The organism is Enterobacter sp. Cy-643 (assembly GCF_011752815.1).
Classification (GTDB): Bacteria; Pseudomonadota; Gammaproteobacteria; order Enterobacterales; family Enterobacteriaceae; genus Cedecea.
This window is the reverse complement of record NZ_VWWV01000001.1, coordinates 1,347,021-1,372,311: the sequence shown is the minus strand read 5'-3', so window position 1 is coordinate 1,372,311 and position 25,291 is coordinate 1,347,021. Positions and strand designations below refer to the sequence as shown.

Sequence of the window (25,291 nt, the reverse complement as noted above, 5' to 3'; positions counted from 1 at the left end):
CCTTGTTGCTTTCCCGGTTGAAAACCTCTTGATCAACATTTAGTCCAGATATAGATTATTCGTCTAAACCTGACTGAGTTGAGAGGATACATGGCCCCGGACATTACGCTGCGCAATATCGAACAAGTTCCTCCCCCCGTGGGGCACTATTCCCATACCGCTACCGCAGGCGGTTTGGTGTTTATTTCCGGTCAGCTTCCCGTGGCGGCGGACGGCACGCCTCGCTGCGAAGCGCCGTTCGAAGAACAGGCCCAGCTGGTGCTGCAGAATATTGAGTCTTGCCTGGCCTGCGCGGGCGTGACAAAACAACATCTTGTCTCCGTGCGGGTGTACATCACTGATATCAATCTCTGGCCGCTGTTTAACAGCATTTATGCGGCGTGGATCGGTCAGCATCGCCCTTCCCGCGCGGTGGCCGGCGTGGCACAACTCCATTACGGCGCGGCGCTTGAAATTGAAGCCGTGGCGCTCTCTGAATAAGACAACCGTTTAAAGGTGGCAAAATGAGTGAATTAGTTCTCCCCGTTTATGAGGATGTGGTCGCGGCGGCCCAGCGCATTGCAGGCCATGCCAACCGCACCCCGGTCATGACATCCCGTACCGTGAATGAAGAGTTTGGCGCCGACGTCTTTTTCAAGTGCGAAAACTACCAGCGAATGGGGGCGTTTAAGTTCCGTGGGGCCATGAACGCGCTTGCTCAGTTTACGCCGGAGCAAAAAAAAGCGGGCGTGGTGGCCTTCTCCTCCGGGAACCACGCCCAGGCGATTGCGCTCTCCGCAAGGCTGCTGGGGATCCCGGCCGCCATCGTGATGCCGGAAGATGCCCCGGCGGCAAAAATTGCCGCCACGCGCGAATACGGTGGCAAAGTCATTCTCTATAACCGCTACACCGAAGACCGCCAGCAAATCGGCAAAGATCTGGCTAACAAATATGGCCTGACGCTGATCCCGCCTTACGATCACCCGCACGTCATTGCCGGCCAGGGCACCGCGGCGAAAGAGCTGTTTGACGAAGTTGGCGAGCTGGACGCGCTGTTTGTCTGCCTGGGCGGCGGCGGATTGATTTCCGGCTGCGCGCTGGCGGCGCGACACCTTTCCCCCAGCTGTAAAGTGTACGGCGTGGAGCCGGAAGCCGGGAACGATGCCCAGCAGTCACTCAGGCGTCGCCAAATTGTGCGGATTGATACGCCCAAAACCATCGCCGACGGCGCACAAACCACCTTCCTCGGGGACTACACCTTCCAGATGATTTGCCAGAACGTGGACGACATTTTCACCGCCACTGATGAAGCGCTGATCGATTCGATGAAGTTTTTCGCCGAGCGGATGAAAATGGTGGTCGAGCCGACGGGCTGCCTTGGCTTTGCCGCCGCGCGCGGAATGAAAGAGAGCCTGCGCGGGAAGCGAATCGGGATTATCATCAGCGGCGGCAACGTCGATATCAGCCGCTACGCTGAGTACCTCGCCGGCCCGCGTTAATTAACAGGAGAAATAGAGTGTCAAAATCAGAAAACAGTGCCCTGCTCGACCAGCTCGAAAACATCGCCCAGGGGTTGAGTGAAACCTTCGCGCCTTTTTGCGAGGTGGTGGTGCACGACCTGACGCAGCCCGAGCACTCTATTCTCTCCATCCACAACAACCTGTCTGGCCGCGAGGTTGGCCAGGGCGCCACGGAAATGGGGCTGGCGCGCATCGCCTCCCCAGATTTCCCGACGGTGATCGCCAATTATGCCAACCAGTTTGCCGACGGAAGACCGGTAAAAAGCACCTCTATTGGGCTGAAAGATGACGCCGGGAACTATGTTGCCGCCCTTTGCCTGAATCTGGATATGACCTTGTTCCGAGGAATGCAAAGCGCGCTTGCCCGCTTCACTGACACCAGCCCAGGCCCCGTGGAGGAACATATCGAGCCCGCAGGGTCCGAAGCCATCAGGCTAAGAATCGATCGTTATGCGGCGGGTATAGCCACGACGCCGCGCGCGCTGAAAACTTCGGAAAGAATTGCGCTGTTGCAGACGCTGAAAAAAGAAGGATTACTGGATATCCGTAAGTCGATGGAAACCGTGGCGCAGCATCTGGGCGTCTCCCGGGCATCGGTTTATTTGTATGCAAAACAACAGCCGTCCGTTGACGACACGGCATAATTCAACCGCAGTATTTTTTGTCAGGGTAAACAGATGGGTTCCATAAAGTGGCTGATAGCACCTCTATTTCAGGAGCCACAGCGCTCCGGTTCTTTGTTTCATCTCTTCACCGGGCTGCCGGTTGCGGCACTTCTTCTCAGCGTCAGCGGCTGCAGTTCCGCCGGAAACTACTCGTCTTCATCCCCGCCAATGGCTCGCCAGCTCAATGAGCAGGTGGTTATGCTGCCGGTACAGGTTGAGGGTAAAACCGTTGAGCTGGAAACCACGCTCTATAAACCGCCGGGTGACGGTCCTTTTCCGCTGCTGGTGATGAATCACGGTAAAAACCCTGGCAATGCCCGCCTGCAGCCTCGCGCCAGGCATCTTCAAATTGCCTCAGTATTTGTTCATCGGGGATTTGCGGTCGCGATTCCGATGCGGGAAGGTTTTGCGGCCTCCGGCGGCGACTACCCGAAAGACGGTTGCGATGTGCGTCGTCACGCGTTTGATGAAGCAGATGGCGTGGCTGCCGCCCTCAAAGAACTGGTCAAACTGCCCTACGTTGACCGCTCACGCATTGTGATTGCCGGCCAGTCTGACGGCGGGCTGGTGACGATGGCGCTGAGTACACATCCCCTTCCCGGCGTGCTGGGCGTGATTAATTTCTCGGGCGGTCTGCGCCAGCCAAAATGTGAAGGCTGGCAGCAAAATCTGGTACGCACCTATGGCGCGATAGGCAAACAGGCTCGCTACCCGTCGGTGTGGTTCTATGGCGATAACGACCAGCTCTGGCCGCAGCCGATGCCGGAACAAATGTTTAATGCCTACACCGGCAACGCGGAAGGCGACGCCGGGCATGCCCGAATGATCGATATCGGCACCTTCGGCAAAAACTCCCATGACTTTGCCGACAGCAAAGCGGGCGTGAAGCTGTGGTATCCGCAGGTTAAAGCATTTGTCGAGTCTCTGGGGCTGCCGTTCCAGCCTGTCTCTATTTAGGGCCGTGAATCGCTTTCCTTAGCGCGCCAGGCGTTAAGCTATAGCGAAGGCGAAACCGACTGATAAAACGGGACAGCGAGGCGTAGCCGACCTGTTCCGCTATTCTCCCCAGGGGCGTATCGGTGGTTTGCACATATTCCATAGCAAGGGAAAGCCGGACGTCCTCCTGGATCTGACGAAAGCTCTGCCCCTCCGCTTTGATTCGCCGGTTCAGCGTTGAAAGACTCAGGCCAAGCCGCTGGGCAAAGTGTTCCAGAGTATGAGGCACGGCGGGATCTTCGGCGATGTGGGCCGTTATCTGCTGGCTGAGTGTGGATAACGGCGCTTTGGCTGCAACGCTATAGCCGGCTAGCGCCAGGCGCAGCAGCATCCCTTCTAAATGATAATTCAACAGCGGGGCGGGCTCTCCGGCGGACGCGGCGCGGATCAGCCGCTGCCAGGCTTCGTGGATGTCTGGGCTAAGCGGCACTGGAGCCGTGGTGGTTATTAGTCTACAGGCCGCGGTGACCTCCCTGTAGCGGGCGTTAAACTCAGCCAGTGCCGGAGCGGAAAACGAGACAACAATAGCCTCGTAACCTGAATCATCCGGAATGTGCTGCATGGGAATATGCTCATGCGGGGCATAAAAGATCAGGCTGTTGCTGCTCGCACTGCATTTCCCGCCGGGCAGATCCATGATCTTTGTGCCCCGGAGCACCAGGCAAAAACCGGGGCGCAAGAAAGTCATATTTCGCAGCGCGTGACGTTGATGGGCATGGTAGCGAGTGAGCTCTATGCCCTTGTCTTGTTGCTTATTTTTTACCGGGAGTACCATACACCGGACGTAGCTCCGCTTTGGCTAATACATGGGCATTAAGCTGATAGCCGACCAGTGCCCCACTGCTTTCGGCAGTCACGGGTAACGTCGGGGTATCCAGAGCCCAGATAGTAAACAAATACGGGTGTGACTTAAAGCCTGGCGGTGGGCAAGCCCCGCCGAAACTGGCGGAACCGTAGTCGTTGCGCCCCTGTACGGCCCCGGCAGGCAGATTCTGGCCCGACACATTCCCGGCATCGGTTTTCAGCGCGTGAACGTCGGCGGGAATGTTGACCAGCGTCCAGTGCCACCAGCCGCTGACTGACGGCGCAGACGGATCGTAAACCGTAATGGCGAAGCTGCGGGTACCTTTAGGTGCGCCTTGCCAGGAAAGATCGGGGGAAACGTTGTTCCCGTGGCAGCCAAATGCGTTAAAAACCTGCGCCGGTTTCAGCATCTCGCCGTCAGCAATGGTATGGCTCAGCAGACGAAAGTCGCTGGCCTGTGACTGGGCGGTAAATAAGAGCGTGCTAACGATAAGTGAAGTGCTAAGACATTTGAACATAACCGTTCTCCTGATGTGTTGAGGAGACGAAGCATAGCCCCGGCAGCGCGGGAACGATGTGCGGCAAAATTCAATGTTTGTGCAGAAAATGTCACGCTCTGTTTTCCGGCGGAAAACGCGCGCTGTAAATCTCCTTCAGCCAGTCGATAAACACCCTCACCCGCGGCGACAGCTGCCGGTTTTGCGTGTACACCGCGGATACCGCGATGGCCGGGCTTTGCCAGTCAGTCATCACTTCTACCAGCCGACCTTCGTTCAGTGCCTGTTCAACGTGGTAGCGCGGGAGCTGAACCAGGCCGCAGCCGCGTAGCGCACAGATCACGTAATTCTCAGCTTCGTTGACCGTCACCCAGCCTTTCGGCGAATAAGCCCGTCGCTCGTTATCGATAATGAATTCAAAGGGGTAATTCAGGCCGCCGGTCGTCGAGAAAAAGTTCACGCACTGGTGCTGGTCAAGATCGTCCGGATGCGCAGGCACGCCAAACGCCGCCAGATAATCCGGGCTGGCACATACAATTTGCGGCAGATCAGCCAGATGACGGGCAACCAGCGAAGAGTCCTGTAATTTACCGGCGCGCACCACGCAATCTATCCCCTCGCGGACTAAATCCACCAGTCTGTCGCCGCTGCTTATAATCAACTCAATATCCGGATAACGGCGATGAAACTCGTCCAGCCGCGGCAGAACGATGTGCGAGGCATGCGTTCCCTGCAGGTCAATACGCAGGATACCGCGAGGCCGGGCCACAACCGGGCGCAGCGCGGCTTCGGCATCATTCAGCTCGGCCAAAATATAGACGCAGCGCTGATAGTAGGCCTGGCCATCGAGAGAGACGCGTACGTGCCGGGTGGTGCGCTCCAGCAAACGGCAGCCAAGCTGGCTTTCCAGGTCTTTAATCGCATTACTCGCCGTGGCTCTCGGGATGCCAAGCTGGTCGGCGGCCTGGCCAAAGCTCCCCAGCTCAACGATGCGGGTAAACAGCTGCAAGGTGTCAAATTTATCCATCTGCTATTATTAACCAAAACGGAATTATCTAATCAAATTAGCACCATTTATCCCGAAATCAAAAACATTAACAATGCACCCACGCCCACTCGGGGCGATTCACTCACCGCATCTGGAGAACAACATGACGACTGCAAAGAAAACTGCCCTGGTGACCGGCGCTTCCCGTGGAATTGGCCGGGCAATTGCCGAAAGACTGGCCCGCGACGGCTTCACCGTCGTGGTGAACTACGCCGGAAATAAAGCCAGCGCCGATGAAACGGTCCAGGCGATTAAAAACAACGGCGGGAACGCCGTGGCGATTCAGGCCGATGTCTCCTCTGAAAGCGATGTCACCCGTCTGTTTGCCGAAGCGAAAGCTCTCCACAACCAGCTGGATGTGGTGGTGCACAGCGCGGGCATTATGCCGATGGTGAAAATTACTCCGGCAGGCCTGGCCGAGTTCGACAAAATCATCAATACAAATCTGCGGGGCGCGTTTATGGTGCTGGCCAACGCCGCAGAGTCTCTGCAGGATGGCGGCCGCATTATCGCCCTTTCAACCAGCGTTATTGCCAAATCATTCCCGGCCTATGGCCCCTACATCGCCTCCAAAGCCGGGGTTGAAGGCCTGGTGCATGTCCTGGCCAACGAACTGCGTGGCCGTAATATCACCGTCAACGCCGTTGCACCGGGGCCAACCGGCACCGACCTGTTCCTGAACGGTAAAACCGAAGAGCAAATTCAGGCCATCGCCAGCCTCGCCCCGCTGGGACGCATCGGCACGCCAGAGGAAATCGCCAGTATTGTGGCGACATTAGCTGGCCCTGACGGCAGCTGGGTGAATTCTCAGGTTATCCGCGTTAACGGCGGCTTTGCATAAGACTGGCGACCAACAGGAGACAAACATGCAGCAAATCATACTGATAACCGGCGCATCCAGCGGCTTTGGTGCCTTATCCGCGCGCGCCCTCGCCCATGCCGGGCACACCGTTTACGCCAGTATGCGCGATATTTCAGCTCGCAATGCTCCCCAGGTTGAAAGCCTGCGAGAGTATTCGCGGCAACACGGCGTGGATCTTCGCGCCATCGAGCTGGACGTGCAGTCCGAGGCTTCTGCGGAGGCGGCAGTCGCGCACATCATCGCGGAGCAAGGCCGGCTGGACGTCGTGGTGCACAATGCCGGGCATATGTCCTTCGGCCCCGCCGAGGCATTTCTGCCGGAGCAGTTCAGCCAGCTCTTCGACATTAACGTGCTGGGCACCCAGCGGGTTAACCGGGCGGCGCTGCCTTATCTGCGTCAGCAGAGAAAAGGCCTGGTGCTGTGGGTCGGCAGCAGCAGCACTCGGGGCGGCACTCCGCCTTATCTGGCACCTTATTTTGCCGCCAAAGCCGCAATGGACGCCGTGGCCGTCAGCTATGCCGCCGAACTGAGCCGCTGGGGCATTGAAAGCTCGATTCTGGTGCCGGGGGCTTTTACCAAAGGCACCAACCATTTCCTGCACTCCGGTAAGCCCGCGGACAGCGAACGTGAGCGGGCCTGGACCCAGACAGGCCCAACCGCTGGACTGGAAGATGAAGCCCTGAAAGGCCTGGCCGCCTGTGAGCCAGAGGATGCCGACGTTGCCGACGTGGCGGCGGCGATGGTGGATATTGTGAATGCCCCGTATGGCAAACGCCCGTTCCGCGTGCACGTTGATCCCTCTGACGACGGGGCCGAAGTGGTCAACGCCGTGGCCGACCGTATCCGCAAGGCGTTTTTGCAGCGTATTGGTTTAGGCGACCTGCTGACTCCCCGGCAGTAAATCCCCCGCCTGCGGCTTATCTTGCAAAGTTAAGCCGCAGGCCATTTCCTGGAGTGTTTTATGCGAACGTTGTTATTTCTGCTGAGCGGCTTTTTGCTCGCCAGCGGCTGTTACCTGCTTATCCGTCTGTTTACCCCGGACTACCCGCCGGCTCAGGCGATTATCGCCCGAGGCTTTGCGGTACTGTGGTGCCTGATTGCGGCGGTAAATATGCTGATCGGCGTCATTAAAGTAGGCTATGGCTGGGGCGAAGAACTGACCATTTTTGTCGTTATTTTCGCCCTGCCGGTGGTGTCGCTTTTGTGGATTGTTGAGCACTAACAGGAGGTGGCCCATTCCTCGTTAAGCCTATTGTTTAGGCAAAAATTACCCGGCTGCTTTGAGCGAGATACTGACGTTAAAGGCCGCTAAAGTGAAGAGTGACTAACCCTGTGTTTTAAGTTCGAAGGGTTCAGATATTGCCCACCGGGAAGCAAAATGTTCCTGATACTGAGACACGATGTGGGGCATGTTTTTCATAACGATGACATTCTCGCTGTTATCGTACTCTGCTGATTTTGCATAATTAAATGAACCTGTTTCTACAGTTGAGCCATCAACAATCATCATCTTATCGTGCTGAATATGGTAATGCCCATCAATGCGCAGCTCCACTCCATGGCGAGTAATGTCGCGCATTGCCGCCAGTGATGTACTGCCTTTATTTCGACGTTTATCGATAACGACTTGTACTCTAACGCCTCGTTGTTGGGCTGCATCCAGTGCAGCAGCAATATCGTGGGCCTGAAATGCATATGCAACCATCTCGATAGAGGAGTGCGCTGAATTGATGGTATTTAGTACAAGCTGTTGTGCACTACCTTCCGGAGAAAATCCCACCTCTATTGAAGGGGCTGCAGAAGCTGAACCAGTAATAATGAGCAGTAAAAAGGCCAATTGTTTCATAGCGGCTGTTCCCAATGAGTCTTCGATAACGTTCAGGAGTCCTCATTACCGGGTCTACTGCTGCAGGAATAAGGACATCAATAATACTCCTGACGTCCGCATTTGGCACAAAGCGGACAGCCTTGCTGGGATAAAACCGAAATGAGCGAAGAGCAGACATTTCGTAACTTGCATTAGTCAACCTGACGAGCGTTCCATTCGTCGCGCGTGATTTCCCAGAGTTCGGAATCCAGCAGGCCGCTGACATACTCTTTCTTTTCAGTCCTGATAAGCCGCATGCCGCTACTGTCTGAAATACGTCTGGAACGGCTATTGAGAGCCGCTTTCGGCGCACGCAATACTGTCTTATTTAATGTATTAAACCAGTAATCCGTCGCGGCATTACTGGCCTCACGCATAAAACCCTGCCCCTGATATTCCTGCGCTAGCCAAAATCCACGGTTATTATCCTCAACGTCGTAAAGGCAGACTAAACCCATAAGTTCGTCAGGGGTCTGACGGTGTCTGATAGTCCAGATCCAGGCAATCCCTTTTTCCATATCAGGCAGGGCAACGTTATTGACGTAATTTTCAGCCCCGTTATCCGGATAGGGCCAGGGTACTGAGGAGACCATATAGCGAACGATCTCCCACCGTGGATAAAGCACCTGAATCTGTGAGGCATCTTCGGCGGCTAATGGCTTTAACAGCAAGCGTTCTGTATGGAGTTCTGGTATTTGCATATGCACTTCCTTTCCGACGAAATATCTATTTCAGTTTTGCCTGAGAACGTTAATCTACCAACCCGCTCACAAAATCCAGTAACGTCCGGGTTTTCGCCGGCACATGATGCCGGGACGGATAATACGCATAGAGCGGGAAACGGTGATCTGACCATTCGGGAAACAGCGGCACCAGCCGCCCGGAAGCCACGTATTCCTCGCTGCCAAGTTCGAAGATCTGAGCTACGCCCAGCCCTGCAAGACAGGTGCTGAACGCGGTTTCCGCATCGTTAACCGTTAACATGCCTCCGGGCTGGATCGTCTGCTTTTTCTTCCCCCGGTGAAACTCCCAGGCAAAAGGTTTTCCCGTCAGCGGTTCGCGGAACAATATGCAGCGGTGCGGCTCCCCCTCAAGCTCCGGCGGCGTTTTCGGTTGCCCGAAGCGATGTAAATATTCAGGGGATGCCATAGCAAATACGCGCGTGTCGAACAGCTTTCTGGCTATCAGCGACGAGGACTGAGGATGGCCAAAACGCAGCGCCAGATCGAAGCCATCAGAAATAAGATCCCCCAGTTCATCCCGGCTGCGCAGCTCGATTTCAAGCTCAGGGTGTTTATCCATAAACGCGCCGAGGCGTGGCCCTAGAACCTGGCTGGCAAACAGCGGATCAACGTTTATTCGCAGCTTTCCGCGCAGGGTTTGCCCGTCCCCTGCCGCGCCGCCGGTGACTTCGGCCAGCGCGGCAATCAGCGGCATAACCTGCTCGTAGAACGCCCGCCCCTCATCGGTCAGCCGCACTGAACGCGTGGTTCGGTCAAAAACGCGGATGCAAAGCCGCTTTTCCAGGCGAGCAATCGCCCGGCTGACGCCCGACTGTGACATATCGAGCATTTCGGCGGCCGCGCCAAAGCTTAGCGTATCCACTACCGCAGCCATCACGTCCACGCCTTCCAGCAATTGCGAACTTAATGCTCTCATTATTGACTCTCAGTCATAAGTGATATGCCTTTCATGCTATCGCATTCTGAGCTGCACGACGCCACAATTTCCTCGTCATCTCGACCTGTTCACATTTTCAGGATGGTTTTATGCATTCAAGCAGTACACATATCGCTGCGCCGCAGGGCGCACACGTTTCCCGCGCCCGCAGCATCGCGGCGGTGCTGGCGCTGAGCCTGGGCTGTTTCACTTTTGTCAGTACCGAACTGATGCCGGTCGGCGTGCTGCCGGGTATGGCCTCCGGGCTGAACGTTTCTCTCGGCGTGGCGGGTTATCTGGTCACTATTTTTGCTTTTATGGTGGCGCTCACCGCCGCCCCGCTGACCGGACTGCTGGGGCACATTAATCGCAAAGCGCTCATGTCTGGCCTGCTGGCCGCCTGCTTTGCGGGCAACCTGATTACCTGGCTGGCGTCGGACTATTTTGTGGTCTTTGTAGGCCGTATCCTGGTGGCTGCCGCTATCGGGGTGTTCTGGTCGACGGCGGTGGTGACCGCCGTGCATCTGGTGGCGTCACGTAACGCCGTGCGGGCGACGTCCATTGTGTTTGGCGGCGTTTCTCTGGCCACGGTACTCGGCGTACCTGCGGGCACCATGCTGGGAGACTTTTACGGCTGGCGGGCGGTTTTTGCCGCGCTTTGCTTCCTTTGCCTGGCCGTTTTCACGCTCATTGTCTGGTCCGTTCCGGCGGTGAGGATCGCCCGGTCCGCTAAGCGCGGAGCGATTTCAGCCGTGTTTAAAAACGGCGCATTGCTGGCCATTTTTGGCATCACCGCGCTGGTCGTCTCCGGTAATTTCCTGGCTTACACCTATATCACGCCTTTTCTCGAACACGTTGCCGGCCAAAGCAGCGGGCAAATTAGCATGTTGCTGCTGGCGTATGGTGCCGCGGGCGTGGTGACTAATTTTGCCGTGGGACCTTTTGCCGCTCGCGCTCCGCGCACAAGTCTGGGGATTGTGGCCGCATTGTTTGCCGCAAGCCTTGCCTGTCTGAACGTAGCCGCCGTAAGCCACGCATCGATCTTTACGGCCATCGCGCTATGGGGGGCGGCCTACGGCGCGCTGCCGGTGCTGCTGCAAACCCTGGTGTTCAGGGAAGCGTCTCGCATGGAGGGCGGCGCGGATGCGGCTACCTCGGTCAACGTGTCGGTGTTTAACGCGGCAATTGGCTTAGGCTCCCTGATTGGCGGCGTGCTGATAAACCTGACCGGGCCTCGCCCTATTCCCTACGTGGCCGCCGCTTTTGCGCTGGCCGGTCTGCTGGCGGTGATAGTGACCCGTGAAAGCAAATCCCGCCGCAGCACAAATCCGTCCCCGACAATTTAAAGGAGTCATTATGAGCAATATTACCGTTCTTGGCCTGGGGGCGATGGGCTCCCGGATGGCAACTCGGCTGCTGACGGCAGGACATTCCGTCACGGTATGGAACCGTACCGGTCAGGCAACAGAAGCCTTAGCCAGCCAGGGCGCTACGGTGGCACCCACGCCAAAATCCGCGGTGGCCGATGCGGAGTTTGTCATCGCCATGGTGCGTGACGACGCCGCCTCTCGCCGGATCTGGCTGGATGAGGAGCAGGGTGCTCTGTCCGGCATGGCCGCTGCTGCGGTGGCCATTGAAAGCTCTACGCTGACGCCGGGCTGGGTGAAAACACTCGGCTCGCAAATGCAGCGGCATGACATTGCTTTTTTGGAAGCCCCCGTCTCCGGCTCACGCGTGCAGGTGGACTCAGGCCAGCTCGCCTACCTGCTAGGGGGAGATCCGTTTGTGGTTGAGCGCTGCCTGCCGGTTTTAAAAGCAATGGGGTCGGCTTTCCATCACGTCGGTGAGCTGGGTGAAGGGACGCTGGCAAAACTCGCCACCAACGCCTTAATGGCGGTACAGGTGACCGGCCTGGCGGAGATTATTGGCTTTCTGAAGCGCAGCGGCGCGGATGCCAACCGGGTACTGTCGGCCATGGCCGGGACGTCAGTGTGGCCCGCCGTCGCCGGCTACCTTTCAGGCAGCATGCTGAGCGAGAATTTTGCGCCCCAGTTCCCGGTAGAACTTATCGAGAAGGATCTGGGCTACACGCTACAAGAGATGGGATCCTCGCAGCTTGCCCCCATGATTGACGCCGCTCGTGGAGTATTTTTACACGCCATTGATGAGGGACTGGCCGAAAGTAACATGACCAGCGTCATCCGGCTTTACGACAAACTCTGAGACATCCGCAATAGAGAGCCGGGCCTTGCGTCCGGCTTTTTCTGTTTATCCTGCCCCAAAGACAATACCTGCTCCGTTTGTCATTTTTTTGTCATTTCCACGTCAGCAGTTTGTTGGCGCCCGGACGCTAAATTGGCCCTGACCCCCTTGTTGAATCCTGAGGATAGATCATGAAATTACGCCATATCTCTGCGCTTGCCACCCTTATGCTGGCCGCTTTTAGTACCACGGCTGCTCGTGCCGACACCACGCCTGCTCCGCAGGAAGTGAAAAACATCGTACTGGTGCACGGCCTGTTTGCCGATGGCTCAAGCTGGGGCAAAGTGATCCCGCTGCTGCAGGCCAAAGGCTTACACGTCACGGCGGTACAGAACCCGACAACGTCATTAGATAACGATGTTGCCGCGGTGAAACGCGCCCTGGCGCAGCAAAACGGCCCGGTGATTCTGGTGGCGCACTCCTACGGCGGGATGGTGATTAGCCAGGCGGGCGATGAGCCAGAAGTCAAAGGCCTGGTGTATATCGCCGCCCGTGCCCCGGAAGCCGGTGAAGACTACCCGGCACTGACCAAAAAATACCCTGCGGCACCAGCTTCCGCGGGCCTGAAATGGAATGACGATGGCTACGGCGCGCTGAGCGAGTCGGCATTTATCCACGATTTCGCCGGCGATCTGCCGGAAAGCGAAGCCAAAGCCTATTACGCCGTGCAGCAGCCGATCGGCAAAGCCATAACTATGGCGAAAACCACGGTTGCCGCCTGGCATGACAAACCGACCTGGTACGCGGTATCGACCGAAGACCGCACGATCAACCCGGATCTGGAACGGTTTATGGCGAAGCGGATGCACGCGCAAACCATCGAGCTTAAATCCAGCCACGTTTCACTGATTTCACAGCCTGAAGCGGTGGCCAACCTGATCATGAAAGCGGCGCACGTGCCTGGCTACTGAGGTTCACGCCTCTTATAATGACGAGACTGGGGCGGTCTCCACGCCCTTTTCTCTCTTTTCGACGGGATCCGCTGCTTGAAAATCCTCATTATTGAAGACGAAGCGAAAACCGCCGCCTACCTGGTGAGCGGACTGAACGAAGCGGGCTATACCGCAGACTGGGCGGCTAACGGCATTGACGGCCTGCATCTGGCCCGGGAAGAAAATTATGACCTGATTCTGCTGGACGTCATGCTGCCGGAAATGAACGGCTGGACGGTGATGGAGCGTTTACGCGCCCACAGCCAGACGCCGGTGCTGTTTCTGAGCGCGCGCGGCACGCTGGAGGACCGTTTACGCGGGCTTGGTCTGGGTGCCGATGAATACCTCGTCAAGCCTTTCTCCTTTGCCGAACTGCTGGCCAGGATCCGCATTATTTTGCGCCGCGGCCAGCCGCAGGCCGAAGCCGAAGAAGTGCTGACGATGGCAGACCTGCTGGTGGATGTCGCCAAGTTTCGCTGCGAGCGCGAAGGCAAGCGCATCACGCTGACCAATAAAGAGTTCAAGCTGCTGGTGTGCTTTCTCCAGCATCCGGGGCAGGTTTTGTCGCGAACGTTTCTGGCTTCCCGCGTGTGGGACATGAATTTCGACAGCGACACTAACGTGGTGGACGTCGCGGTGCGCAGGCTGCGGCAAAAAGTGGACGATCCCTTCCCGGTGCGCCTGATTCATACCGTGCATGGCGTAGGCTACCGCTGTGAGCCAGAGTCATGAAGCGTACTTCGTTAACCTTCCGCCTTGCCGTGTTGCTGGCCGCCTTTTCCTTTGTGGCGTTTACCGTCATGGGCAGCGCGCTCTATTACGCCCTGCGCCAGCAGCTTTCTATCCGTGATGACGCGGCGCTGGTTTCCCGCGTGGACCAGATCAGTACGCTGCTGCGGGATCTGGATGCGCGGCAGCTGATCCGTGAAAAGCCCCATTTGTTTGCCAATATGCTGGGCAATACGGAATCCCTGCTTATCATTCGCTATGTCGGCGGCGCTACCTTGCTGGAAGTTAACCCCATGCAGCGCGCGATTCCCGCCGTGACGCCGGTTGCCGCTAACCATCAGCTGACGCTTGAGGCCGTGCATCACGCCAACAATGCGGACGGCACGCCGATGGTTTACATGGCCGCCATTAGCCCTTCGGCCAATAATTTACCGCCGCTGGAGATCGTGTCGGCGCGGGTGCTGAGCGACAGAACTCATATTCTCGAAGAGTACCGCAACAAGATTATTCTCTTTGCCTCAATGATGGCGGCTATCTCGGTCGTGCTGGCAGTGATCTTTGCCCGCCGTGGCATTTCGCCCTTACGTCGCCTGGCCGCTCGCACGGCCACCATCGGCACCCAAACGCTCTCATCAAGGCTGGATAAGCAGGATGTGCCGATGGAGCTTGATGCACTGATTGACCAAATCAACGCGATGCTCGAGCGACTGGAGCGTGGGTTCCAGCAGTTAAAGCAGGTCAGTGCCGATATGGCCCACGACCTGCGCACGCCCATCACCACCCTGCTCGGCCAGACGGAAGTTGGCCTCGGTGCGGCCCGGGATAGCGCCTATTATCAGCGCCTGCTTGGCTCGAACTTTGAAGAGTTACAGCGCATGTCGCGGATGATAGACAACATGCTGTTCCTGGCCCAGGCGGAACAGCCTGACCAGGAGATCCAGCGGCGTGATATTGACATTGTTGAAGAGACTCACCGCCTCGGTGAGTATTTTGAGGATCTGGCCGCCGAGCGTGAGGTGACGATTCAAACCGATGCCAGCGGCACGGTGAATGCGGATGCCCTGCTGCTGCGCCGGGCGCTGGCGAACCTGCTGTCTAACGCGGTGCGCTATGCCGAGCCCGGCAGTGAGATTGAGATTGCTGCCAGGCCTGAAGCGGAAGGTATGTCCATCGTGGTGATGAACCGGGGGGAGACCATTTCCCCGGCGCACCAGGAAAGGCTTTTCGACCGGTTCTACCGGGCTGATCCTTCCCGCAACGACTCGGCGCACTCCAGCGGGCTCGGATTATCCATCGTGCATTCCATCATGCAGTTGCATCAGGGGCGCTGCTGGGTGGAAAGCCAGGCCGGAGTGACCCGCTTTGGCTTATGGTTCCCTTACCGGCGCTAGTCCAGTATCTCAGGCGTTCTGGTCAGTCGCCAGCAGCCCAAACAGCGCGGAGTCTGAAATTACGCCGTTAATTTCCCAGCGCTGCCGCAGCAGCCCTTCCTGAGCAAAGCCCAGCTTTTTCAGGGCGGCGGCAGAAGCCTGGTTATCTGGATCGATTTCAGCTTCGATGCGACGCAGATGAAGCACCTTAAAGGCATAGCTAATCAGCGCCTCGGCGGCTTCGTTAACCAGTCCCTTCCCCCAATGTTCACGGCCCAGACCAAACCCGAGCTCGGCGCGGTGGGAATGTACGTCAAAGCTGAAAAGCATACATTTTCCCGCCAGCTGGCCCGACTGTTTATCCCGAATACACAGCGTCAGGGCGGAACCGTCCTTCATATCTGCCGTGCTGCGGTCGATAAAACGCAGGGCATCATCAAGGGAACGCCAGGGCGCGGTGTTCCAGTATTTCATCACCTGTGGATCGGAAAAAATGCTGAGCAGCGCCGGGGCATCTTCCGGCGAAGGTGGCGAGAGTATCAGACGCGGAGTTTCAATCACCACGCTGAACGGCGAGGCGTGTTCAGCCCGATCTTCATCGGTAAGAAGCGTTCCGGCCGGGTAGCAAAAAGTTTGCATGACGTTATTTCCCTATAGCGATGATGGCAGGCGGTTTGTTATGGATGTCGACGTAATATTTTGGCCGGAAGATAGCGCTGCAGCGGCGTGGGCGACTGCCCGTCAATCAGTTTGCTGATCAGGTCATAGCAATGAAAAGCCAGCTGACGGTTGTCCTGCTGAATGGTGTCGATGCGCACCGACAGCGAGTCATAGAGGTAGTGGTCGTCAAAACTGGCCAGGTGAATGTCGCTCTCCAGCAGGTTGTGCTGGCTCATGTAGCGCAGCACGCCCTCAAGCAGGCCACAGGCGGCGGTAAACAGCGCTTTCGGCGGGCGGCCAAGCTGTGCACATAGCGCGGCAAAGGACTCATAGCCCGAGCTCGGATGATAGTTGCCGTGAATGATCCACTCCGGGCGCAGCGTGACGCCCGCCTGAGCCAGCCCCTGGGTAAACCCTTCCAGCCGATCCCGCGTGGGAGAAAGCCTCGGCTGGCCGCCTAAGAAATAGAATTCATCCGCATGCTGGCGGGCAATCGGGGCGATCAGCTCGGCGGTGGGCTGCACGGAGTCGGTGGCAACCAGCGGCAGCGTGGTGTCATTCATGTGCCGGTCGAACAGCACCACCGGCAGCTGTTCACTCAGTTTGTGGTAATCCGCCGCGGTTAACATGCTAGAGGCGACAATCAGGCCGTCAACCTGGCGCGCAATCATGTTGCTGACCACCATGTTTTCCTGACCTGGATTTTCGTCGGTGCAGGAGATAAGCAGCTGAACGCCCGCTTCACGGCAGAGCATTTCCAGCTCGTGGGAGAAAACGGCGAACCCGTAGTTGGTGATTTCCGGGACCACAAGCCCAATAGTATGGCTGCGGTCATCCCGCAGCGAGCGAGCGTGAATGCTCGGCTGGTAGTGTTGCTGTTGCGCAATCGTCATGATGCGTTCGCGGGTGGCCTGGGCTACCCTCAGCTCTTTGCCCCGGCCATTGAGGACCAGGCTGGCGGTCGCCTTTGAGACGCCCGCCAGTTCGGCAATATCTTTAATCGTGACGCGTTTGGTTTTTTTCACAGCGCAACCGTGGCAATGAGTCGAAAACCCTCATTCTATCATGCAGGAACGCAGCGACCAGTAGCGTAACGTGACCGCCGACTCACCGTTGAAAGAGAGCCGCTCCGAAGGCTGTGGAAAATAGCGGCTGCTCATCACGCCTTCTCCCTGATTGATAAAGATCTCAACGCTTGAACTGTCGCAGAGGATCTGCAGCGAGGCAACGGCGCCATGCCAGTAACGGTGAAGCGGTTCGCCCGTCGCCAGGCCTGGCCGCTCAAGCACAACGCCCAGGTCAGTAACGGCCAGCGTCAGGCCGCCGCCAAAGTGGAGGCTGAAGTTACCCGTGGCCGCTATCTGGAGTTCGAGCCGTTTTGCATCCAGCGCCGGAGCCTGGCTGGCGGGTCCTTCCCAGCGCTGCTCTTCTTCACGCAGCGAAGCCAGTTCCGCTATCGGATTTTGATAAAGCTTACCGTTGTTAAGCGTGAGCTCCCGCAGGCAGGTCATCTGGTGGATCCAGCCCTGCTCGCGGGTTGGCTGCAGCATCTCCTCCCCGTCCGGCACGCCCATCCAGCCGACGAGCAAACGCCGCCCGTCCGGCGACAGCGCCGTTTGCGGGGCATAGAATTCAAATCCTGCATCCAGTTCGTTCAAGTCGTCGTGTCTGAATGTCGCCGTGGCGTAATCAAAGTCGCCAACCAGATACGCCGCAGGGTAGACGTTAAGAAAGCGTTGATTCTGGTGAGCCAGCCCCTGCGGGCAGCAGAGCAGCACATGTTTATCGTCAAGAGGGAAAAGATCGGGGCATTCCCACATATAGCCTGCTTCAGCCAGCCCGTGAACGCCGTTCCCGGCAATTTCACCTCTGTTTTCCCAGTCGCGCATATTCGGCGAAGAAAACAGCAACACCTTGCCCCGCTGGTGAAGATCCTGCGCGCCCAGCACCATGTACCAGACGCCTTCATGTTGCCAGACCTTCGGGTCACGCACATGTCCCGTGTAGCCCGCAGGCAGCGGCAAAATCGGCCCCGTTTTGTCAAAACCACCGGCGCTGTTTTCCACCGCAAGGCATTGCCACGCCGTACGGCTCCCGTCGTCAAACTTAACGTTGCCGGTGTAGCACAGCGTCAGCCTGCCTTCGAAGTCAACGGCGCTGCCGGAGTAACAGCCGCTGCGGTCGTATTCTTCATCCGGCATCAGCGCCAGCGGCTCGTGCCGCCACTGGACTAAATCAGCCGAACTCCAGTGGCCCCAGCACTTGTATGTATGGTCCGCCGCCAGCGGGTTCCACTGATAAAACAGGTGCCAGCGCCCGGCAAACCAGGTAAACCCGTTCGGGTCATTCATTAACCCTGTCACCGGGGCGTGATGCCACTGCGGATAGTGTTTATCCTGCAGGGCTTTGGGCTGGCCTGTCATCACGGCCTGCAAAATGGCCGGTAACCGGGAAGCAAGCGTCATGCTTCAGACTCCGCTTTGTATTTCAGCAACAGGGAGAGGATGAACGCCACGCCAAAGGCGATAACCATCCCGATGATGTAGTTCACCAGCGAACTGGCCTGCACAATCGCCATCCCCGGCAGCGCGGTTAAGCCGACCGCCGTCATGTAAACATGGACGGAGACTACCCAGGCTCCGCCCACTGCGCCGCCAATCAGCGCCGCGATAAAGGGTTTAACAAATCGAAGGTTGATGCCGAAGATTGCCGCCTCGGTGATCCCCAGCATGGCCGAAAACCCCGAAGGCAGCGCGATCGCTTTGATTTTCGCATCCCGGGTTTTAAACCATACCGCCAGGCAGGCTCCGCCCTGCGCGACGTTGGCCATGGCCCAAATAGGCAGCAGGAAATTGACGCCAATGGCCGGGTTGCCAAGCAGCCCGGCCTCAATAGCGTGGAAGCTATGGTGAACGCCCGTGATGACAATCACCGAATACAGCCCGCCGAAGAGCAGCCCCGCAAGCCAGCCCGCGTGGGCAATAAGCGTGCTGAGCACGAATGAGATGCCGTCCCCCAGTGCGCGCCCGGCCGGGCCGATGATCAGCAGCGCAATAAAGCCGGAAATGATGACCGTCAGGAACGGCGTCAGGATAAGATCCAGCGCATCCGGGATCACCCGACGTAACTGCTTCTCCACAAGACTCATAAACCACACCGCCAGCAGCACCGGGAAAACCGTGCCCTGATAGCCGATCATCGCCACTTCCAGCCCAAAGAAGTTCATGGTGTGGAACCCGGCCGCCACGCCCCAGGCGTTGGTTAACGCCGGATGGGTTAAAATTCCGCCGAGCGTCGCGCCCAGATAAGGGTTGCCGCCGAACTCACGGGCGGCGGTGAAGCCAATCAGAATAGGCAGAATAATAAACGCCGCGGAGCTGCACATATCCAGCATGATATAGAGCGCGTTATCCGGATTTACCCAGCCATAGGTTTTCACCATCCCGAGCAGCCCCATCAGTAAACCTGAGGCAACAATGGCAGGAATGATCGGCACAAAAATGTTCGACAGCAGACGGGCAATGCGCTGGAACGGGTTTAGCTTTTTCGCCGCAAGGTCTGCAGCTTCGGACTTGCTTGACTCTGCAATGCCTGCGGCCTGAATAAAGGCGGCATACATTTTATTCACCACGCCTGTGCCAAAGATGATTTGCATCTGCCCTGCGTTACGAAAACACCCTTTTACACCGTCTACTTTGCCAATCGCCTGCTGGTCCGCCAGCGCATCATCCACCAGAACCAGGCGCAGCCTCGTGGCGCAGTGGGCCGCGCTGGCGATGTTTTCTTTGCCACCCAGCAGAGGAATCAACTCGCGGGCAATGTGATTGAAATCCATAGTGACCTCTAAACGCTTTCTTGTTATGTCGTGGCACTCCCGCCGGAGCGGGAGGCCAGTTCGTTAAAACCAGGTTTCCATCTGCACGCCAAAGTTCCATTCCCCACCGGCGTTAAAGCCGCTGCTGCCGAAGGCGTCATTGCTGGCGTATTTGTCCAGCTTGCTGCTCCAGTCCATCCAGGTGGCAAACAGGCGCAGTTCCGGGCGGCTGAAGAAGTCGCCGATGCTGCCAGCCTTCAAGGTCGGGGCAAAGGTCAGTTTGTAGAAGCTGCCGTTGACCGCATTACGGTCTTTATAGCCTTCCGGCCGCAGATCCATGTACTGATAGCTGCCCTCGAACGCCAGAGCAAAGTTCTGGGTGACTTCTTTGATAAGCCGCGCATTGACCGTGGCCCATTCGTAGCTGTCCCCCTTCACGTAGCGATCTTTACTGCTTTGCGCCAGCAACGCCGGAGCAATGTGCCAGCCGCCGCCGATCGGCGTCACGCCAAAGCTTGCAAAGCGCCAGGTATTCGCCTGCGACAGCAGCGCGCCGTCCGACCCGATCCCTTTCACTTCTGCGCCAAGACCGTGGCCGTAGAGCAACGCGGTTTTAGCGCTGCCCTCGCGCAGGCCGTAGAAGCTGTCATTATGCAGCCCCACCAGAGTATGTACGCCGGTATTAGCGGCCTCTTTTTGAATCAGGTCGCCATTCGCATCTTTCCGGTCGTCGTTATCCTTCGCACGCAGCCCGGTAACCATCAGTTGGAAAGGCCCGGCAAAGTGATTCATGGTCAGCATATAGTTCTGGACGGTGTTGCCGGTGTCTTCGAGGTTGCCAAAATTGCGGCCATAGACCGCAAAGTTACTGCGCAATCCGTCGTTCCATTTCACGTCATACACGCCGCCGCCGGTGCCGGCGAGAAATACCACGTCGGAGTCCAGCCAGTGAATGTCGAAATTGTCGCGATCGAAGCGCTTGCCTGCCCACCAGGTGCTGCCTTTTAACGGGCCATCAAAACCGGGGAGATTGCCCAGTTCGGCGAAAGCCTGACGAATATTCAGGTCGCTGCTGTCCGCCGACCAGTCGTTATAGGTCTTTTGCCCGTCCGCAAGCATCGCTTTAAAGCGGGTGGTGGTGCCGTTATCCAGCGTCTGACGGTGCTCCAGGTTTAGCTCAACGTAAGTGTCTGCTTCGTTACCCAGACGCCCTACTGCCCCCCCGGTTTCCCCGGCGGGCGTTAAATAAGGCCCGCTTTTACTGCTGGACGCAGAATCATTCATTAACAGGCCGGAACGCGCGTAGCCGTGGAACTCAAAGCCGGTTTGCTTATCTGCTTTTGATTCCAGGCGAGCGGTACGGTCGGCCACCGCCTGCGTGGTGGCCTGAGTTTGCTGTTGCTGGGTGGCGAGCAGTTGCGCTTTGCTTTCGGCGGCGCTGGCGCGTTGTTCTGCGGCCTGAGCCCTGCTTTCTGCATCCTGCAAGCGCTTCTCCATCGCGGCAAGGCGTGATTCGATGCTGTTCAAATCCGTTGCGGCCTGCGCGGTTGCCGTGCCGACCAGCAAGGCTATCATCACCGCCAGTTTGTTTTTCTTATACATGTTCGTCGTGTCCCTGAGAGGCTAATATCACTTGTTTAGCTAAACCGGTTTAGTATAAAAAGAGTAACCAGGGCGAAATCCCGAAGGCAACGAATTTTGCTAAACCGATTTAGTAAATGTGACAGGCACGACAATCAGAATATATTTTTGTCGTATTACCGCGACAGCTCGACCTCTTCCCGGTGAGGCAAGGCGGTCATCGCCCCTTTTGCCGTCGTGGCCAGCGCGCCGCAAAGCTGAGCCTGAGCGACAATACCGGCCAGGGCTTCTTCGCTGTCGGGCAAACCGTTGGCAGCAAGGCCGCTGAGCAAGCCGGCAACAAAGGCATCACCTGCGCCGGTGGTATCCACGCAGACCACCGGCCTCGCATCATAGTGGTAGATCTGACCGTGGTAATACACCAGCACCCCTTCCTTGCCTTGGGTGACCAGCAAAAGCCGCATATCAAAGCGGCTGACCAGCTTTTTAATGCCCTCATGGAGATGGGTTTTCCCGCTGATAAAAATCAGCTCTTCGACGGAGAGTTTCACCACATCAGCCAGCAGCAGCGCTCTGGTCAGGCAAGCCTGCAACTCTGCAACGTCATGCCAGAGATCGAGACGGATATTGGGGTCAAAGCTGACCTGGCCCCCGGCTTTTTTTACCTGCTCCATGGCAGAGAAGGTCGTGCTGCGGCTGGGTTCCGCGCTTAAGGCTATCGAGCAGACATGCAGCCACTGGCCGTGGCGGAAGGACGGAATATCATCGTGTTGCAGGAACAAATCTGCACTGGGGCGAACCATAAAGGTGAACGTGCGTTCGCCGTGTTCATCCAGATCTACCACTACGGTGGAGGTTCTCTGGTGAGCGTCCAGACGCATGAAATCGGTATTTACCTTTTCTTCCTGCAGCGTTCGCCGCATGAAGCGGCCAAAAGGATCGTTCCCCACCCGGCCAATAAAACCGCTGCTGCCGCCGAGGCGGGAAATCCCAACGGCAACATTGGCCGGAGCCCCACCGGGGCATTGCAGTAACCGGCCCAGGCCGTCCGGAAGAAGATCGACGACGGCATCGCCCAGAACCCAAATTTGTACGCTCATGGTGTCTCCATTCTTAAGCTAAATATTGCTAAACTGATTTAGCTATTTAAGCACACTCACGGAACGCGCTGAAACAAAATTCCTGCGGATTTGAGGACTTGTGTAACCAAAGTTCTTGGCCTGACGGTGTCGGATGCAAAATCGCTGTGCCATAATATCGCGCGAAACTTACCGAATGAGCCTTACTGGCAAGACGTTACGTCGAAAAAAGAGTATGCACATGGACATCAAACCAAAAAAACATCGTTCGCTTTATATCCCTTATGCCGGACCCGTGTTACTTGAATTCCCCCTGTTAAATAAAGGCAGCGCTTTCAGCATCGAAGAGCGCCGCAATTTCAACCTGCTCGGCCTGCTGCCAGAAGTGGTTGAAACCATCGAAGAGCAGGCGGAACGCGCCTGGATTCAGTATCAGGGCTTCAAAACCGAAATCGACAAGCACATTTACCTGCGCAACATCCAGGACACCAACGAAACGCTGTTCTATCGCCTGGTTGAAAATCATCTGGAAGAGATGATGCCGGTGATCTACACCCCAACCGTGGGTGCCGCCTGTGAGCGCTTCTCAGAAATTTATCGTCGCTCTCGCGGGGTGTTCATCAACTATGAAAATCGTCACCACATGGACGATATTCTGCAGAACGTGCCGAACCACAACATCAAAGTCATCGTGGTGACCGACGGTGAACGTATTCTCGGCCTGGGCGACCAGGGCATTGGCGGGATGGGCATTCCTATCGGTAAGCTGTCGCTGTACACCGCCTGTGGCGGAATCAGCCCGGCTTACACCCTGCCGGTGGTGCTGGACGTCGGCACCAACAACCAGCAATTACTGAACGATCCGCTGTATATGGGCTCTCGTCACCCACGTATTACCGGTGACGATTACTACGAGTTCGTGGACGAGTTTATTCAAGCCGTGCGCCACCGCTGGCCGGATGTTCTGCTGCAGTTCGAAGACTTCGCGCAGAAAAACGCCATGCCGCTGCTGACCCGTTACCGCGACGAGATTTGCTCCTTTAACGATGACATTCAGGGCACCGCCGCCGTGACCGTCGGGACGCTGATCGCCGCCAGCCGTGCGGCAGGCAGCCAGCTCAACCAGCAGAAAATCGTCTTCCTGGGCGCAGGCTCTGCGGGCTGCGGTATTGCCGAGCAGATCATTGCCCAGATGCAGCGCGAAGGGCTGAGCGAAGAAGCCGCCCGCGGCAACGTCTTCATGGTTGACCGTTTTGGCCTGCTCACCGACAACATGCCTAACCTGCTCTCCTTCCAGACCAAACTGGTGCAGAGCCGCGAAAGCCTGGCGGAGTGGGATCTGGAGAACGAAGCGATTTCCCTGCTGGACGTGGTGCGCAACGCGAAGCCAAACATTCTTATCGGCGTTTCCGGCCAGACCGGCCTGTTCACCGAAGAGATCATTCGCGAAATGCACAAGCACTGCGCTCGCCCAATCGTGATGCCGCTGTCTAACCCGACTTCCCGCGTGGAAGCCACGCCGCAGGACATCATCACCTGGACCGACGGCGCCGCGCTGGTGGCCACCGGCAGCCCGTTTGATCCGGTGACCTGGAAAGATAAAACGTACCCTATCGCCCAGTGCAATAACGCCTATATCTTCCCTGGCATTGGCCTCGGGGTGATTGCCTCCGGCGCGTCGCGCATTACCGACGAAATGCTGATGGCGGCGAGCGAGTCGCTGGCGCAGCACTCCCCGCTGCTGAACAATGGGGAAGGCATGGTGCTGCCAGAGTTGAAGGATATTCAGAAAGTGTCCCGCGCTATCGCCTTTGCCGTAGCGAAAATCGCCCAGCAGCAAGGCGTGGCGGTGGTCACCTCTGCTGAAGCCCTGAAGCAGGCCATCGACGACAACTTCTGGCTGCCGGAATACCGCGATTATCGCCGGACGTCCATCTAACGACGCTTTTGTGGTACGCATTTAAACCCGCCTTTTGGCGGGTTTTTTACTTTTGATTCCGCGTTTTAATGAAATCCAGAAAAGCGCGAAAAGCGGCGGACGGATGTTTGCGATTCGGGAAATAGAGGTGAAAACCCGGCAGCTCCGGCAGCCAGTCATCCAGGACGGAAATCAGTTTCCCGCGCTGAAGGTGTGGTTCGGCCATTTCTCGCAGCACATAGGCCAGCCCCACGCCGCTAAGCGCCATGTCCAGGGCAAGATCCAGGTCGTCTACGACGAGCGGCCCGTTAACAACAATTTCCTCGCGGTGTTCAGCTTGTTCAAAATACCAGCCAAAAGCTTTCCCGCTGGGGTAACGGAATTGAATGCATTTGTGTTCAGTTAACCGTTGTGGCTCTACCGGGATCCCATGCTGAGCAAAATATGCCGGCGTGGCGACAACCGCGTAGCGTACCGGCGGACCCAGAGGGATCGCCTTCATGTCCTTCTCTATAACCCGGTTTAGCCTCACGCCGGCATCAAGCTGCGCCTTGACGATATCCACCAGCCGGTCATCCATCTGTACTTCAACCTGAATGTCAGGGTACTGACGGGTAAAGTCGGCTATCAACGGCGCAAGCTGAAGTCTGCCGCCCTGGCGCACGACATTGAGCCGAATGACGCCCATCGGCGTATCACGATAAAGGTTGAGTTCGTCGAGCGTGAGGCTGATATCGTCAAACGCCGGGGCAACCTTGTCATAAAGTTTTCTTCCCGCCTCGGTAAGCGACACGCTGCGCGTCGTCCGGTTGAACAGCCTGACTTTGAGCCGTTCCTCCAGCTGGCGAATGGAATGGCTGACGGCCGAGGGCGTGAGTCCGACCTCTTCCGCCGCCTGACGGAAACTGCGGTACTTCGCCACCAGCACGAAATAGCTGAAATCCACCAGTTTGATGCTCATTAGTGAATAATCCTCACTTCCCCATGAAAATTCATGATCTTTATTACACATCAGACGGGAGGTAAAGTCTCGCCATTGCATTATTTAC

General features: G+C 57.2%; 26 protein-coding genes. 13 read left to right on the top strand and 13 right to left on the bottom strand.

Annotated features, from left to right (window positions below):
* Positions 1 to 90 precede the first annotated feature (90 nt).
* The 4 genes from F3J29_RS06335 to F3J29_RS06320 are packed head-to-tail and all read left to right on the top strand — an operon-like array spanning position 91 to position 3,121.
* Positions 91 to 480, top strand: a complete 390-nt coding sequence (locus F3J29_RS06335) for a RidA family protein (protein ID WP_166863947.1) — start codon at positions 91 to 93, stop codon at positions 478 to 480.
* Positions 481 to 503: 23 nt separating this feature from the next.
* Positions 504 to 1,478, top strand: coding sequence for a threo-3-hydroxy-L-aspartate ammonia-lyase (locus F3J29_RS06330; protein ID WP_166863944.1), 975 nt, complete (start codon positions 504 to 506; stop codon positions 1,476 to 1,478).
* Positions 1,479 to 1,495: 17 nt separating this feature from the next.
* Positions 1,496 to 2,143, top strand: coding sequence for a helix-turn-helix transcriptional regulator (locus tag F3J29_RS06325; protein WP_166863941.1), 648 nt, complete (start codon positions 1,496 to 1,498; stop codon positions 2,141 to 2,143).
* A gap of 33 nt (positions 2,144 to 2,176) precedes the next feature.
* Positions 2,177 to 3,121, top strand: coding sequence for a dienelactone hydrolase family protein (locus F3J29_RS06320; protein ID WP_205246645.1), 945 nt, complete (start codon positions 2,177 to 2,179; stop codon positions 3,119 to 3,121).
* Here the strand turns inward: F3J29_RS06320 and F3J29_RS06315 are convergent.
* The 3 genes from F3J29_RS06315 to F3J29_RS06305 all read right to left on the bottom strand — a co-directional run bounded on the left by F3J29_RS06315 (position 3,114) and on the right by F3J29_RS06305 (position 5,488).
* Positions 3,114 to 3,797 carry a helix-turn-helix transcriptional regulator gene (locus F3J29_RS06315; protein ID WP_353620535.1) on the bottom strand — a complete coding sequence of 228 codons (684 nt, stop codon included), beginning with the start codon at positions 3,795 to 3,797 and terminating at the stop codon, positions 3,114 to 3,116. The genes F3J29_RS06320 and F3J29_RS06315 overlap by 8 nt on opposite strands.
* A gap of 115 nt (positions 3,798 to 3,912) precedes the next feature.
* Positions 3,913 to 4,482 (bottom strand): YbhB/YbcL family Raf kinase inhibitor-like protein, encoded by a 570-nt coding sequence (locus F3J29_RS06310; RefSeq protein WP_166863935.1) that lies wholly within the window; start codon positions 4,480 to 4,482, stop codon positions 3,913 to 3,915.
* Between the two features lie 91 nt (positions 4,483 to 4,573).
* Entirely contained in the window at positions 4,574 to 5,488 is a 915-nt protein-coding gene (locus tag F3J29_RS06305; protein WP_166863932.1) for a LysR family transcriptional regulator, read from the bottom strand.
* 124 nt (positions 5,489 to 5,612) lie between these two features.
* Here F3J29_RS06305 and F3J29_RS06300 point away from each other — a divergent pair, with 124 nt between their 5' ends.
* Genes F3J29_RS06300 through F3J29_RS06290 form a run of 3 tightly spaced genes read left to right on the top strand, consistent with a single transcriptional unit; the run spans position 5,613 to position 7,593 of the window.
* Positions 5,613 to 6,350, top strand: a complete 738-nt coding sequence (locus F3J29_RS06300) for an SDR family oxidoreductase (RefSeq protein ID WP_008458914.1) — start codon at positions 5,613 to 5,615, stop codon at positions 6,348 to 6,350.
* A 25-nt stretch (positions 6,351 to 6,375) separates the two neighbouring features.
* Positions 6,376 to 7,272 (top strand): SDR family NAD(P)-dependent oxidoreductase, encoded by an 897-nt coding sequence (locus F3J29_RS06295; RefSeq protein WP_166863930.1) that lies wholly within the window; start codon positions 6,376 to 6,378, stop codon positions 7,270 to 7,272.
* 60 nt (positions 7,273 to 7,332) lie between these two features.
* Positions 7,333 to 7,593: a hypothetical protein gene (locus F3J29_RS06290; RefSeq protein ID WP_166863928.1), complete on the top strand. Its 261-nt coding sequence runs from the start codon at positions 7,333 to 7,335 to the stop codon at positions 7,591 to 7,593.
* Between the two features lie 102 nt (positions 7,594 to 7,695).
* Here the strand turns inward: F3J29_RS06290 and F3J29_RS06285 are convergent, their stop codons facing one another.
* From F3J29_RS06285 to F3J29_RS06275, 3 genes are all read right to left on the bottom strand, one after another.
* Positions 7,696 to 8,217: a phospholipase D family nuclease gene (locus F3J29_RS06285; RefSeq protein WP_166863926.1), complete on the bottom strand. Its 522-nt coding sequence runs from the start codon at positions 8,215 to 8,217 to the stop codon at positions 7,696 to 7,698.
* Positions 8,218 to 8,390: 173 nt separating this feature from the next.
* A complete protein-coding gene (locus F3J29_RS06280; protein ID WP_166863925.1) occupies positions 8,391 to 8,939 on the bottom strand; it encodes a GNAT family N-acetyltransferase in 549 nt (182 codons plus the stop codon).
* Positions 8,940 to 8,988: 49 nt separating this feature from the next.
* Positions 8,989 to 9,897: a LysR family transcriptional regulator gene (locus F3J29_RS06275; RefSeq protein WP_166863922.1), complete on the bottom strand. Its 909-nt coding sequence runs from the start codon at positions 9,895 to 9,897 to the stop codon at positions 8,989 to 8,991.
* A gap of 110 nt (positions 9,898 to 10,007) precedes the next feature.
* Here F3J29_RS06275 and F3J29_RS06270 point away from each other — a divergent pair, with 110 nt between their 5' ends.
* From F3J29_RS06270 to F3J29_RS06250, 5 genes are all read left to right on the top strand, one after another.
* Positions 10,008 to 11,243: an MFS transporter gene (locus F3J29_RS06270; RefSeq protein WP_166863920.1), complete on the top strand. Its 1,236-nt coding sequence runs from the start codon at positions 10,008 to 10,010 to the stop codon at positions 11,241 to 11,243.
* 10 nt (positions 11,244 to 11,253) lie between these two features.
* On the top strand, positions 11,254 to 12,120 hold the full coding sequence (locus tag F3J29_RS06265) for an NAD(P)-dependent oxidoreductase (RefSeq protein ID WP_166863918.1): 867 nt from the start codon (positions 11,254 to 11,256) through the stop codon (positions 12,118 to 12,120).
* 170 nt (positions 12,121 to 12,290) lie between these two features.
* The gene (locus F3J29_RS06260) at positions 12,291 to 13,070 is read left to right on the top strand and encodes an alpha/beta fold hydrolase (RefSeq protein ID WP_166863916.1); all 780 of its coding nucleotides are present in this window, start codon (positions 12,291 to 12,293) and stop codon (positions 13,068 to 13,070) included.
* Between the two features lie 75 nt (positions 13,071 to 13,145).
* Positions 13,146 to 13,823, top strand: coding sequence for a heavy metal response regulator transcription factor (locus F3J29_RS06255; RefSeq protein ID WP_008458900.1), 678 nt, complete (start codon positions 13,146 to 13,148; stop codon positions 13,821 to 13,823).
* On the top strand, positions 13,820 to 15,211 hold the full coding sequence (locus tag F3J29_RS06250; RefSeq protein WP_166863914.1) for a heavy metal sensor histidine kinase: 1,392 nt from the start codon (positions 13,820 to 13,822) through the stop codon (positions 15,209 to 15,211). Before F3J29_RS06255 ends, F3J29_RS06250 begins: the two co-directional genes overlap by 4 nt.
* A gap of 9 nt (positions 15,212 to 15,220) precedes the next feature.
* Here the strand turns inward: F3J29_RS06250 and F3J29_RS06245 are convergent, their stop codons facing one another.
* From F3J29_RS06245 to cscK, 6 genes are all read right to left on the bottom strand, one after another.
* Positions 15,221 to 15,829 (bottom strand): GNAT family N-acetyltransferase, encoded by a 609-nt coding sequence (locus F3J29_RS06245; protein ID WP_205246644.1) that lies wholly within the window; start codon positions 15,827 to 15,829, stop codon positions 15,221 to 15,223.
* A gap of 38 nt (positions 15,830 to 15,867) precedes the next feature.
* On the bottom strand, positions 15,868 to 16,875 hold the full coding sequence (locus F3J29_RS06240; protein ID WP_166863912.1) for a LacI family DNA-binding transcriptional regulator: 1,008 nt from the start codon (positions 16,873 to 16,875) through the stop codon (positions 15,868 to 15,870).
* A gap of 30 nt (positions 16,876 to 16,905) precedes the next feature.
* On the bottom strand, positions 16,906 to 18,315 hold the full coding sequence (locus F3J29_RS06235; RefSeq protein ID WP_166863910.1) for a sucrose-6-phosphate hydrolase: 1,410 nt from the start codon (positions 18,313 to 18,315) through the stop codon (positions 16,906 to 16,908).
* Positions 18,312 to 19,685 (bottom strand): sucrose-specific PTS transporter subunit IIBC, encoded by a 1,374-nt coding sequence (locus tag F3J29_RS06230; RefSeq protein WP_166863908.1) that lies wholly within the window; start codon positions 19,683 to 19,685, stop codon positions 18,312 to 18,314. Before F3J29_RS06230 ends, F3J29_RS06235 begins: the two co-directional genes overlap by 4 nt.
* A 63-nt stretch (positions 19,686 to 19,748) precedes the next feature.
* Positions 19,749 to 21,266: a carbohydrate porin gene (locus tag F3J29_RS06225; RefSeq protein WP_166863906.1), complete on the bottom strand. Its 1,518-nt coding sequence runs from the start codon at positions 21,264 to 21,266 to the stop codon at positions 19,749 to 19,751.
* 155 nt (positions 21,267 to 21,421) lie between these two features.
* Positions 21,422 to 22,345, bottom strand: a complete 924-nt coding sequence (gene cscK / locus F3J29_RS06220) for a fructokinase (protein WP_166863904.1) — start codon at positions 22,343 to 22,345, stop codon at positions 21,422 to 21,424.
* A gap of 220 nt (positions 22,346 to 22,565) precedes the next feature.
* On the opposite strand from cscK, the gene F3J29_RS06215 reads away from it, so the two are divergent.
* Positions 22,566 to 24,263: an NAD-dependent malic enzyme gene (locus tag F3J29_RS06215; protein WP_166863902.1), complete on the top strand. Its 1,698-nt coding sequence runs from the start codon at positions 22,566 to 22,568 to the stop codon at positions 24,261 to 24,263.
* Positions 24,264 to 24,309: 46 nt separating this feature from the next.
* On the opposite strand, the gene F3J29_RS06210 is transcribed toward F3J29_RS06215, so the two are convergent.
* On the bottom strand, positions 24,310 to 25,203 hold the full coding sequence (locus F3J29_RS06210) for a LysR family transcriptional regulator (protein WP_166863900.1): 894 nt from the start codon (positions 25,201 to 25,203) through the stop codon (positions 24,310 to 24,312).
* Positions 25,204 to 25,291: the final 88 nt, after the last annotated feature.